The sequence below is a fragment of the Streptomyces sp. NPDC007875 genome (genome assembly GCF_042868035.1).
Taxonomy (GTDB): domain Bacteria; phylum Actinomycetota; class Actinomycetes; order Streptomycetales; family Streptomycetaceae; genus Streptomyces; species Streptomyces antimycoticus.
The window spans coordinates 160,163-172,183 of the sequence record NZ_JBIADZ010000014.1 but is presented as its reverse complement, the minus strand read 5'-3'; the positions used below and the strand labels follow the sequence as shown (position 1 = coordinate 172,183).

The 12,021-nt window shown below is 70.9% G+C and carries 10 protein-coding genes; 4 read left to right on the top strand and 6 right to left on the bottom strand.

The genetic code is table 11. From position 1 onward, the window contains the following. The 4 genes from ACFYOY_RS27880 to ACFYOY_RS27865 all read right to left on the bottom strand — a co-directional run bounded on the left by ACFYOY_RS27880 (position 1) and on the right by ACFYOY_RS27865 (position 4,893). Positions 1 to 2,283, bottom strand: a complete 2,283-nt coding sequence (locus tag ACFYOY_RS27880; RefSeq protein WP_388590298.1) for an NHLP family bacteriocin export ABC transporter peptidase/permease/ATPase subunit — start codon at positions 2,281 to 2,283, stop codon at positions 1 to 3. Further along, entirely contained in the window at positions 2,280 to 3,086 is an 807-nt protein-coding gene (locus ACFYOY_RS27875; RefSeq protein ID WP_351884904.1) for an HlyD family efflux transporter periplasmic adaptor subunit, read from the bottom strand. Before ACFYOY_RS27875 ends, ACFYOY_RS27880 begins: the two co-directional genes overlap by 4 nt. A 104-nt stretch (positions 3,087 to 3,190) precedes the next feature. Further along, positions 3,191 to 3,409, bottom strand: coding sequence for a hypothetical protein (locus tag ACFYOY_RS27870; protein ID WP_078638564.1), 219 nt, complete (start codon positions 3,407 to 3,409; stop codon positions 3,191 to 3,193). Positions 3,410 to 3,873: 464 nt separating this feature from the next. Then, positions 3,874 to 4,893, bottom strand: a complete 1,020-nt coding sequence (locus ACFYOY_RS27865) for a glutathione S-transferase family protein (protein WP_388590296.1) — start codon at positions 4,891 to 4,893, stop codon at positions 3,874 to 3,876. A gap of 210 nt (positions 4,894 to 5,103) precedes the next feature. On the opposite strand from ACFYOY_RS27865, the gene ACFYOY_RS27860 reads away from it, so the two are divergent. Next, complete coding sequence (locus ACFYOY_RS27860) at positions 5,104 to 6,063, top strand: DMT family transporter (protein WP_388590294.1); 960 nt, start codon at positions 5,104 to 5,106, stop codon at positions 6,061 to 6,063. Positions 6,064 to 6,240: 177 nt separating this feature from the next. Here ACFYOY_RS27860 and ACFYOY_RS27855 read toward each other — a convergent pair whose 3' ends face one another. Further along, entirely contained in the window at positions 6,241 to 7,809 is a 1,569-nt protein-coding gene (locus ACFYOY_RS27855; RefSeq protein ID WP_351884895.1) for a helix-turn-helix domain-containing protein, read from the bottom strand. Between the two features lie 241 nt (positions 7,810 to 8,050). Here ACFYOY_RS27855 and ACFYOY_RS27850 point away from each other — a divergent pair, with 241 nt between their 5' ends. Further along, a complete protein-coding gene (locus ACFYOY_RS27850; RefSeq protein ID WP_388590292.1) occupies positions 8,051 to 8,527 on the top strand; it encodes a hypothetical protein in 477 nt (158 codons plus the stop codon). Between the two features lie 103 nt (positions 8,528 to 8,630). On the opposite strand, the gene ACFYOY_RS27845 is transcribed toward ACFYOY_RS27850, so the two are convergent. Further along, on the bottom strand, positions 8,631 to 9,239 hold the full coding sequence (locus tag ACFYOY_RS27845) for a TetR/AcrR family transcriptional regulator (protein ID WP_351884889.1): 609 nt from the start codon (positions 9,237 to 9,239) through the stop codon (positions 8,631 to 8,633). Positions 9,240 to 9,413: 174 nt separating this feature from the next. Between ACFYOY_RS27845 and ACFYOY_RS27840 the strand changes: the two genes are divergently transcribed. Then, the gene (locus tag ACFYOY_RS27840) at positions 9,414 to 10,637 is read left to right on the top strand and encodes a cytochrome P450 (RefSeq protein WP_351884887.1); all 1,224 of its coding nucleotides are present in this window, start codon (positions 9,414 to 9,416) and stop codon (positions 10,635 to 10,637) included. Positions 10,638 to 10,792: 155 nt separating this feature from the next. After that, positions 10,793 to 11,932 (top strand): amidase domain-containing protein, encoded by a 1,140-nt coding sequence (locus ACFYOY_RS27835; RefSeq protein ID WP_388590290.1) that lies wholly within the window; start codon positions 10,793 to 10,795, stop codon positions 11,930 to 11,932. The last annotated feature ends 89 nt before the right edge of the window (positions 11,933 to 12,021 follow it).

The following is a 12,021-nucleotide window of genomic DNA, read 5'->3' as shown; positions in this document are numbered from 1 at the left end:
TCAGTGCTCCTTCATCAGCTCGGCGTACGGGCCTCCGGCGGCGGCGAGGTCCTCGTGGCGTCCGCGTTCGACGACCGTGCCGCGGTTCAGGACGAGGATCTCGTCGCTGTCCCGCACGGTGCTGAGCCGGTGGGCGATCACCACACACGCACAGCCGCGGCGGCGCAGGTTGTCCATGACGATCTGCTCGGTCCGCGCGTCCAGGGCGCTGGTGACCTCGTCCAGGACAAGCACGCTGGGGCGGCGCACCAGGGCGCGGGCGATCTCCAGCCGCTGCCGCTGGCCGCCGGAGAAGTTGCGGCCGTCCTGCTCCACCCGGCAGTGGATCCCCTCCGGGCGCCGTGTGATCACATCGTCGTAGAGCGCGGCGTCCCGCAGGGCCTCCACCACCGCCTCGTCCGGGATCGACGGGTCCCACAGCGCCACGTTGTCCCGCACCGTGCCCTCGAACAGGAAGACGTCCTGGTCGACGAAGGAGACCGAGGCGGCCAGCGCACCGCGGGGGATGTCCTCCAAGCGCTGTCCGTCGATGCGGATGACCCCCTCCCAGGGGGCGTAGAGGCCGGAGACGAGCCGGGAGACGGTGGACTTGCCGCTGCCGGAGGCGCCGACCAGCGCCACCTGGCGGCCGGGGCCGACGGACAGCGAGAAGTCGCGCAGCAGCGGTTCGTCCAGCGGGCTGTAGCCGAAGGTGATGTTCTCCAGCGTCACCTGCCCGGTCAGCCGGCGGGTGTCCTCGCGCGGCTCGTCGCGGGTGTAGAGGGAGTCCACCGGGAAGTTCTCCACGTCCTTGAGCCGGGTCACATCGGCGGAGAAGTCCTGGATGCGTCCGGCCACTCCGTTGAGCCGGGTGATGGGCGCGGTGAAGCGGGTCACCAGTGCCTGGAAGGCCACCAGCAGACCGATGGATATATGGCCCTCGACGGCCCGCAGTCCGCCGATCCAGAGGATGAGGGCGCTGTTGAGCGTGGCGAGGGTGGGGGCGACCACGGCCAGTACGGCGCTCGGCACGCCGAGGCGCTGCTGCTCCTCCAGGGTGATGGCGTGCTGTCCGGCCCAGCGGCGGAAGTAGCCGGTCTCCCCGCCCGTGGCCTTCACCGTCTCGATGAGCTGGAGACCGGTGTACGAGGTGGTGGTCAGCCGCGCGGTGTCGGCCCGCAGCTTCTGGGTCCTGGTGGCCCGCAGCCGCACCACCACCCGTATCGCCACCACGTTGAGCAGCGCCAACCCGACGCCGACGAGGGTGAGTTGGGGGTCGTAGGTCCACAGCAGAAAGGCGTAGAGCACCACGACGATCCCGTCGACGGCCGCGGCGGCCAGGTCGCGGGCGAGGGTTTCGGCGACGGTGTCGTTGGAGCGCAGCCGCTGGACCAGGTCGGCCGGGCTGCGCTGGGCGAAGAAGGTGACGGGCAGCCGCAGCAGATGCCGCAGGAACCGCGCGCTGCTGAGGGTGGAGGAGATGATGCGTCCGCGCAGCAGATTCGCCTGCTGGACGCCGGTCAGCACGGCGGTGAGCACCACCGCCACGGCCATGGACGCGAACAGCGGCTCCAGCGTCGAGTCCTGGCCGCCGATCAGGAAGGTGTCGATGAAGGTGCGGCTGAGCGCCGGGACCGCGGCCCCCACCGCCACCAGCAGCAGGCTGGCCAGCAGCGAGGCCAGCAGGGTGCCCGTGGTGCCGCGCATGCGCGGCGGCAGGGCGCCCAGCACCCCGGGACGGCGCCCGCCCCGGCGGAAGGACTCCTCGGGTTCGAGGACCAGGACCACACCGGTGAAGCTGGTGTCGAACTCCTCGACGGGGACGAAACGGCGTCCCTTGTCGGGGTCGTTGATGTGGACGCCGCGCTTGCCGAACCGCCGCCCCATGCCGTCGTAGACGACGTAGTGGTTGAACTCCCAGAACAGGATCGCCGGGGCCCGGACCTCCTCGAGGGCCTCGGGCTCCATCTGCATGCCCTTGGCGCGCAGACCGTAGCTCCGGGCCGCCTTGAGCAGATTGCTGGCGCGCGATCCGTCCCGGGAGACACCGCAGGCGATCCGCAGTTCCTCCAGTGGCACATGGCGCCCGTAGTGGCCGAGCACCATGGCGAGCGACGCCGCACCGCACTCCAGGGCCTCCATCTGGAGCACGGTGGGGGTGCGCACGGTCCGGCGCCGGGTCTTCCTCGGCCCGGCTCCGCCGCGTGGGGCGCGGCGCCGTCCGCGGGTCGGCTGGGGGCGGCGCGCTCCGCTGCTTCCGGCGGGTGCGGGCCGGGGCGGTCCGCCCTGGTTCGTCGCGGTCACGGGAGCAGCCAATCGCTGGGATGTTGGTCGGCCAGGTGGACGGTGCCGCTGGTCAGGGTCATGGAGCCGAGGGCGAACGGCGGGCCCTCGGGGGACGACCAGCGGTAGCCGGAGCGGGTGCCGCGGTTGCGTTCGAGGCGCACCTGGACGGCGACCGGCGGGCCGTGCTTCGAGAACTCCTCGCCGAGTTGCTCGCTGCCGAGGTAGGAGCCGATCTGCTGGCTCGACTGGGCGGTCCGGCCGACGGCCCGCACTTCACCGCGGAGCACACCGTAGGTCTGCGTGGGCGCTGACTGCACACTGAGGTCGACCGGCGCGCCCGGCCGCACCGAGGCCGCCCGGTCCGCGGGGATGTACAGGGTCGCGACCAGGGGATCGTCGGAGTGGCCGACCCGCTCCACGGAGGCGACGTTGGCGCCGGTGTTCAGCACGGAGCCGATCGAGGCGGTGAGAGTGGTGAGCCGGCCGCCCGCGATGGTGCGCACGACCGTGGTGCCACGGGTGGTGCGGACCTTCAGCAGCGGTGCGCCCGCCGGGAGGGTGCTGCCCTCCTGGGCGAGGACGGAGGTCACCTGACCGGCGATCGGGCTCTGCAGCACATAGCTGCCCTGGCCGTGGGTGAGGATCCCGGTGGCATCAAGGGTGTTGGACACGGTGCCGGTGACGGCCCATACGGCGGCACCGGCCATGACCGCCATCGTGACCGCCAGCGCCAGCCATCCCTGGGGGCGGGCGTAGCGCACCGGCAGGTCGATGTCCTCTGCCGACTGCAGCTTGGAGAGGGCCTGCTGGCGGAACTGCACGAGAGTCTTTCCTCAGCCGCGAAGGGAGTGATCAAAGGGGGCCACGGACCGCCGAGTGCCCCGGACCAGGCAGGCCCGGGGCACAGGGGAGCGGTAAATCAGCCTCAGAGGGTGCCGACGACCCCACCGACGATGCCGGTGGTGTTCAGGCCGGTGAGGCCGTCAACCGTGCCGGTCACGGTGCCGAGGGCGCCGGTCACCGGGCCGGTGACGGAGTCGACGGTGCCGAGGACGTCGCCCACGGGGCTGCCGATCCCGCCCGCCACGTTGTCCAACTCGGCGTCGGAGATCTCCTGGGTCGCGACCTTGGGCGCGTTGTTCATTGCTGCGTCTCCCTTGGGTGAACGTCTCGTTGAGCTTGCAACAGCGCACGGGAACCGAGGGGAATCAGCTCCCGCGGCATGAACACGGGATGTCCGGAGGAATCCGGGCTCCGTGAAATGCCTGAGCGCGGAAGGGATGTAACCACGGGGCCCGCCACGCGGCGAATCACCCGCGGTCCGGAACCGGGCATTCCGCCACTTTCAGATCACACGGCGGACACATTTGCGCACCTCATCGGCGCCGTTCCCTCACAGAAAGGCCACCGACCTCACGTGGCATCGCATCCCTCGGGCGATGTGACGCGCGTCATTTCGGGTCGGACCGCCAGGGCCGGGGCCGAGGTGGCGCATGAGTCGGGTGGCACACATGGCGTCTGTGTAACAGGTGTGCCGATCACTTGAAGACCGGGCGAACAAGGCCGCATGTGAGGGCGGGATGGCACGGGAATACGACATGTGCGACTTCAGGCCGCCCGGCCCTCCTCCGGCACCACCTCGCCGTCCGGCACCGGTCCGGGCGCGGTGCCGTCGCCGAACGGGCGTCCGCCCAGCTCCTCACGGTGATGCGGCGTCAGCCAGCCGGAGAGATCGGGGCCGAGCGGAACGACGCCGGTGGGGTTGATGTTGGTGTGCACCCGGTAGTAGTGGCGCTTGATGTGGTCGAAGTCGACGGTGTCCCCGAAACCCGGTGTCTGGAAGAGGTCACGGGCGTAGGCCCACAGCACCGGATCCTCGCTGAGCTTGTTGCGGTTGCACTTGAAGTGGCCGTGGTAGACGGCGTCGAAGCGGACCAGCGTGGTGAACAGCCGGATGTCGGCTTCGGTGATGGTGTCGCCGACCAGATAGCGGCGCGTGGACAGCCGCTCGGACAGCTCGTCGAGGCGGGCGAAGAGACGTCGGTACGCGTCGTCGTAGGTGTCCTGGTGCTCGGCGAAGCCCGCCCGGTACACACCGTTGTTCACATCGCGGTAGACCCCCTCCGCCACGTCGTCGATCTCGTCGCGGTGGGCCTCGGGGTACAGGTCCGGGGCGCCCTCGCGCTGGAGGGCGGTCCATTCGGTGGCGAGGTCCACGGTGATCCGGTGGAAGTCGTTGGTGACCAGCACTCCACTGGGGACGTCCACGACCGCGGGCACGCTCACCCCGCCCGGATATCCGGTCTCGCGGGCGTCGTACGCCTCACTGAGGAAGGCGATGCCCAGCACCGGGTCCCGGTCCCCCGGGTCCAGGGTGAAGCGCCAGCTGCGCTCGTCCTGGATGGGATCGGTGATGGCCAGCGAGAGGGCCGGCTCCAGCCCGAGCAGCCGCCGTGAGATCAGCGCCCGACTCGCCCACGGGCAGGCCCGGCTGGCCACCAGCCGATAGCGCCCGGCCTCCACCGGCCAGCCGTCCCGGCCGTCGGCGGTGATCCGGTCGGCGAAGTGCGGCCCGGATCGGCGGAACTCCTTGCGCTCGCCGGGTGTCTCCTGATCAGCGGTGTTCAACGGAACCACCTACCACCTTCCGAAGCGGGAACCGTCGTGGACGGTCCGTGTCACGGGTGCCCGCCGAGGCTTGTGCGCCACGGGTGACACCTACTCGGTTCCACACCCTGGGAAGGGGTATTCCTCACGGATCGGACAGGGTGGCGCTACGGGGGCGCAGGCGCACCAGCGTTCAAGACCGGAGGCGAGGCCGGGGGCCAGGGTCGGGGCATGCCTGAGAACAAGGGCTGGAAGAGCCCGTATCTCCTGCTCACGATCACCATGCTGCTGTGGGGCAGCGCCTTCTCCAGCTCCAAGTCGGTGGTCGCCCAGATGCCGCACACCGTGGCGGCGCTGCTGCGCTTCGGCGGCGGGGCGGTCGCCCTGCTGGCGGCCGTGGCACTCTTCGGCAGACCGGCCGCCCCGGTTTCCGCGCGTGGCGGCGGGCGGGCCGCGCTCGCGGGCCTGCTGGGGGTGTTCGCCTACAACGGCTTCTTCTTCTGGGGGCTGTCGCTGGCACCCTCGCTCGACGCGGGAATCCTCATCCCCGTTCTGAGTCCGGTGCTCACCAGCGCCTTTCTCCTGGTCACCGGCCGTGACCGGCCCTCCGCTGCGCGGCTGGCGGGGCTCGCGCTCGGGCTCGCCGGAGCGGTGCTGTTCTTCTTCGGCGCGGGCGGCAGCGCGCACGGCGGCGCCACCCGGCTGTCGGGCGATCTGCTCTATCTGCTCAGCGCGGTGTGCTGGGCCGCGTACACGCTCATCGGGCCCCGGGTGCTGGCCGGTGTCGATCCGCTGCGTGCCACGACCTACGCGACCTGTGCGGGGGCGGTGCTGCTGGGGGCACTCGCCGCCCCCGATCTCGGCGATACGCACTGGAGCGGGCTGCCGGCGGGCCTCTGGCTGAACGTGGTGTTCCTCGCCATCGGCCCGGCCGCCGTCGCCAATCTCCTCTACTACCGGGGAGTGGGCGCGGTGGGTCCCGCGTCCGCGTCCTTGATGATGTTCATGGTCCCGGTGATCAACACCGGGTGCGCCATGCTCTTCCTGGGCGAGTCCTTCGGCGGTCTGCAGGCGCTGGGCGCCCTGGTGCTGCTCTCGGGTGCGGTGCTCGCCGTCACCCGGGGACGTGGACCGGCACGCCCCCGAGCGGGCACCGCGCCCACCGCGGGAAAGAAGCCCTCGGAGCTGTGAGCACCGGACGGCGCCGGCCTGCATCACTCCCCTCGTGGTGATACAGACCGGCGTCACGCTGGGAGGCGAGGCTTCGTTCCCGCGCTGCGCGGCAGGAGTGACGGTAGAGCGGATCACCGGAGCGGGCAACGGTGCACGGTGCGCATCGCGGGCCCGCGACATGTGCACGGTGCGCAGTCATTCCGCCGGCTGGAGCCCGGTGATGTGCAGGGCGTGCACCAGGTCGTGGATCCCGGAACCGGTGGTGAGCAGGTCGCGGCTGAGCAGGTGTTCGGCGGCCCGCAGATGGGCCCTGACGGTGTTCCGGCTGAGACCGAGATGGCGGGCGGTCCGCTGGGCGTCGGTGTTCGCGTCGATCCAGGCGCGCAGGGTGGCGTACAGATCGCGGCCACGGGTGCTGTACAGCGGGTGGAGGAATTCCCGCGCCCAGGCGTGTGCGGGCTCGGTGCGGAACAGCTCGTCCAGGGTGGGCTCCGGCCGCCCGCGCTCGGCGCCGAAGCCGCCGTCCGGCTGCCCTCCGGCAAGACAGAAGGCCAGATCGAGGGAGGCCCGGGTGCGCACATCGCCCAGGTCCAGGCCGAGGGTCGTCTCCACCCGGCTGAGGTGGTGGGAAACGGTGTTGCGGCTGATGTCCAGCAGCCGGGCCACGGCGGACCGGGGGAAGGTGACGGCGAGCCGGGTGATGTCGAGGGTAGCCCTCGGGGTGGACCCCAGTGGCCGCAGCAGGGCACGGGCCCAGGTGCCAGCCTCCGTGCGGGGCAGCAGCGGCACCAGTGGAGTCCGGCCGAGGTAGGCGGCCACCCGCTCGGGCGTATGGCGCGCCGCGGCCAGGGCGTGCAGGGCCTGCCCGTATGCCTCGGCCGTCGCGCCGAGTGGATACGGGCTGCTGATACCCAGCGCGTAGTGCGGGTTGTCCCGCACCAGGCGGCGCAGCACCGTGCCGTGGCCGTGGGTCACCTCGGGGCCGTCGGCGGAGGCGTCGCGCGAAACGTCGGTGGCCTCACCGTCCGCCTCATCGGTGGCCTTGTCGGCGGACTCGTTGTCGGACCCGTCGGCGACGAGACAGATGAGGTGTTCCTCGAAGGCCGGGCAGTGCACCATCAGGCCCGTGCCGTGATAGCCCGATCCGTCCTGGTAGGTCTGCGCCAGCCGGTCCCGGTCCTCCGGAGGGCAGCGCAGCAGATAGACGCGCAGCCGTTCGGCGTCCAGCAGCGCGGGGACGGCGCCGGTGGTCATCCGGCGGGCCAGAGTGAGGTCTCCCGCCAGCAGGGCGCTGAACACGGCGAACCGCAGCTGCCGCGCCTTGTACTGATAGCCGCGGAAGGTGGTGTCCGCATCCTGCGCCCGGTCCAGGAGCGCGATGAGGCTCCCGGCGTGCGAGACCAGCGACGCCGCTTCGCGGGTGGGCGCCGAGGTGCATGCCACCACCAGGACGGGTCGTGGCGCGCGCGGACCGAGCGCCTCCAGACGCACCTGAAAGGCGCCGCTCTCGGTGACCGCCGCGGCCATCTGACCACCGGCCAGCCGGGACAGCGTCGGCCTGAGCGAGGGCAGGATCTGGCGCGGGAAGCGCGCGGTGGAGGTCTCGACCGCACCCGCGCTCCCGACCAGCGCGACATCGGCGTCGATCTGCCGGCCCAGCCAGTCGAGCACCGCCCGCGGATCCGCCCCGGTCCCCCGGCTCATCTGCCGCCGCACCTCGTACAGCAACTCGTCCAGCCGACCGGTGCGCGCCCGTGCCTCCACAGCAGTGCTCCTCCCACCCCCCGCGGTGCGTCATGCCGCGCGGACCGATCGGCGGTCCGCGCACCCCGCCGTACTTTATGACCGGTTCACGGGGCCTCGTGAAGTGCCGTGGACATCGGGCCGGTTCCGTGGGGCGGGCCTGCCGGATGAGGAAGTGTCCGCGCAGGCCAGGGCGCTGCGTGGGGGTCGTGGCGGGGCTGTTAGGTTGACGTGCCCAATTGAACGGGGAAAAGGAGATCACGTGCGCAAGGCAGTGCACATGGCGGTCACTTCGGTCATCGTCGGTCTTGTCGTCAGCGGCTGCGGAGACAGTGACGACGGGAAGAAGGAATCGAAGCCGAGCGGCGAAGCCACTCAGGCCGCCCAGCAGTCGCCGAGTTCGAGCCCGGCGGGCCGGCGCACGATCATCGAGCGTTCGGCCGGGTCCTGGAAGTCCATCGTGGCGGCGAAGTCCGACGACGCCCTGGAGACCCTCACCATCGCGGACGGCAAGGTCGCGGCGAAGGGCCCGAAGCTCGACTGCACCGGCACGCTGAAGTCCGGTCAGAAGCGCGGCGAGGACGAGCCTTCCCTGACCCTGTCGTGCAAGGGCGGCAGCGACGGCGGCCGGGGCGAGGGCACCGTGGGGATGAAGGGCGACAACGCCCTGGCGATCAACTGGAAGGGTCCCGAGGGCGGCTTCGGCGGTCCGGTCGACAGCTTCCGCCGGTCGGGCTGACCTCAGGCACGCTCAGGCCACCGCGGGCGGGCAACGGCCGCGGTGGACGGCCCACGGCCGCGGTGGCCAAGCGGACGACGACGCGCATGACGTGGCCGCGGACTCAGTCCACCGAGCGGAACAGGCCCTCCAGGGCGCTCGCCACCTGGTCGGCCGACAGGGGGTCGTCGACACCGCCCATCGCGTAGATGCCCCGGTCCAGTTTGATGCCCCGCGTCATCGCGCCGAGCAGCGTGGCCAGTTCGGTGCCTCGCAGGGCGGGCCGGTGGCCGGCCCGATCGAACAGCCCGTCCAGCATGGTGCCGATGCGGCGGCTGAACCGCTTCTCGTGTTCCACCAGCGCGGCCGCGGCATCGCCGTCCCGGAGCGCCATCAGCCGGAATTCGAGGTGGATGAAGACCCACCGGGCGTCCAGGTGCTCGCCGTTGAAGATCTCGGCGAAGGTTCGGGCGAGCTGGGGGGCCAGGTCCCGTCCGGTGTCCATCTCGGCGATCCGCTCCCCGATGTAGTCGGCCGTGCGGTCGCTGTGCCGCCGGAAGACATCGAGGAAGAGCTTCAGCTTGCTGTCGTAGTTGGAGTAGAAGGCCCCGGTGGTCCTGCCCGCGCACTGGCAGATGTATCCGATCGAGGCCCCGTGGAAGCCGCGTTCGGAGAACGCCCGCTCCGCCCCGACGATCAGCGCTTCCACGGTCTTTGACCGCTGCGGCGGCATCGGTGTGCCCCTCTCCCCCAGTTGTTCGGAAACCTGGCCAGATCCGTACGGTAGCCGATCCGTCCCCCTGTTCAGTAGGGAACCCTATCGGTAGCGTTCCCTATCGAAAGCCGCGGCCGACGGCTCCGGGACGTTCGCCCCGGAAAGTTCGAGGAATCACGAAGGAGAGCCATCGTGAACGCTCCGATGCCCACGACCCATGACGACCTACGAGACCTCCACGACCTCCCTTCGTATCCGAACGAGCGGGACGACTACGTCAACCCGGCACGTGCGCTGCTCACCGGGCCGCCGATCAGCCCGCTGAGGTTCGCCGGCGGCAGCGCCGGCTGGCTGGTGACCGGGTATCACGAGGCGCGGGAGGTGCTGCGGGATTCCCGGTTCAGCGCCGAGCGCTGGCGTGGCGACGACACGATGCGACGGGTCCCCGAGTCGGTCCGTCGGGACCGCAGCAGCGGGGCGGGGTCTTTTCTGGCCATGGACGCGCCGGAGCACGGCCGCTACCGGGGACAACTCACGCGGTACTTCACGGTGCGGCGGATGCGCGAGCTGGAAGCGCGCGTCGAAGACATCGTTGCCAACCAGCTGGACGCGTTGGAGGCGGCCGGCAAACCGGCCGATCTGGTGCGGCACTTCGCCCTCCCCATCCCCTCGCTGGTGATCTGCGAGATGCTCGGTGTGCCATACGAGGAGCGGGAGTTCTTCCAGACCGTCGCCGCGCGACTGCTCCGCCAGGACCGCACCGATGAGGAGTTCGTCGCCGGGAAGACCGCGCTCGACGACTTCCTGCGCACACTGGTCGAGGCCAAGCGCAAGGAGCCGCAGGACGATCTGATCTCCCTGCTGACCGCCGTCGACGAGCTCAACGACGTGGAGATCGGCGGGATCGCGGGGCTGCTGCTGATCGCCGGCCACGAGACCACCACCAACATGCTCAGCCTCGGCACCTTCGCCCTGCTGCGCCGGCCCGAGCAGTTCGAGCGGCTGCGGGCCGACGAGTCGCTCCTCCCGACAGCCGTCGAGGAGTTGCTGCGCTACCTCAGCATCGTCAACGCCTTCCCCGTCCGCATCGCACTGGAGGACGTGGTCGTCGGCGGTATCACCATCAAGGCGGGCCAGTCCGTGGCCGTCTCGGTCCCGGCGGCCAACCGGGACCCGGCACTGGTGGACGACCCGGACACGCTCGACGTCGGGCGTCCCCGCAGCAGCCATCTGGCCTTCGGATACGGCATCCATCAGTGTCTCGGACAGCATCTGGCCAGGATCGAGCTGGTGTCGGGCTACCGCGGGCTGCTCCGCAGGTTCCCGGGGCTGCGGCTCGCCGTGCCCCCGGAGGAGGTCCGGATGCGCAGCGACATGATCATCTATGGAGCGCATGAGCTGCCCGTCACCTGGTGACGACGCCGGGCGGGATCCGGCCTCCGCACATGACGCCGGGCCTGCCCCGTCTCCGCACCGCTGAAATCGTCACATGACCTCCACGCACACGGAGTTCATGTGATGATTCGGTGACCCCGGTCCGTCCGGGCCGGGGGTGTGGAGGGGAAATACACGTGAAGTCAACGACCTTCAGATCCGCCGTGGGGGCCGTGCTGACGGCGGCCCTGTCCGCCGTGGTCCTGCCCGCCTCCGCCGCGAGCGCGGCGGAGAGCCCGGCGGCGGCCGGCACCGTGGACACCGCGACCGCACAGTCCTTCGGGCGCCTGGCCGATGCGGTGCTGACCCAGCGCACGGCGGCGCTGCTGGACACCAAGGGGTCGGCGCGGCGTGCGGCCCCGCTCGCCGAGGAGAACGTCCGCCTGTCGGCCGGCCAGGCCCGGGCCGAGGACACCGCGCTGGCCGCGCTGCGCACCCGCAAGGCGCGGCTCGCGACCCTGGGCGAGGCGTACACGTCCGCCGACACCCGGGTGGCGGTGGACCGGGTGCGGGTCGAGGCCGGGCACGCCACCGTCCGGGCCACCGAGACCACGACGCTGGCCTACAAGAAGATACGCGGCGACGAGCCCGCGACGACCGGCTTCCAGGCGCACCACCGGCTGAGCTTCGCCGCCACCGCGGACGGGAAGTGGCAGCTGACCGGCCTCACCTCGACCGACGACGGCCCGCTGGCGGTCAACGAGCCCGCCACGGCGCCGGTGGCGACGGCCAGGACGACGGCCCTGCCCGATGCGACGCCCGCCGCCATCTCGGTGCCGTCCCGGCCGCAGACGAAGCCCGCGGGCAGCTACAACTACGCGGCGATGGCGTCGTACGCCGAGAAGTACTGGCAGAACTACAACCCCGCCTACCGGAAGTTCAACGAGGCCGGTGGCGACTGCACCAACTTCGTCAGCCAGGCCCTGAAGGCGGGCGGCTGGGCCAACAAGTCCGGCGATGCCGAGGACTACCGCAGCTGGTGGTACGACACCTCGTACCAGTCGACGTCCTGGGTGGGCGCCAACGAGTGGTCATGGTTCACGCTGGACGCCAAGCGCGCCACCAACCTGGCGAACGTCTACTACATGGGCGTCGGCGACGTCATGCAGATGGACTTCGACAAGGACGGGTCCAAGGACCACACCATGGTCGTCACCTACCGGAGCTCCAGCGGGGTCCCGTATCTGACCTACCACTCGGTCAACACCTACCGGAAGTCCGTGGCCAGCATCATCGCCTCGTACCCGACCTCGGCCTACTACGCCTACCGCACCTGAGCGGGCCTCCCCGTGACCGTGGACCCCGCCCCTCCAGGGCGGGGTCCACCGCATTTGCCCCCGGCCGGGGGCGGTATGTCACAGTGGGC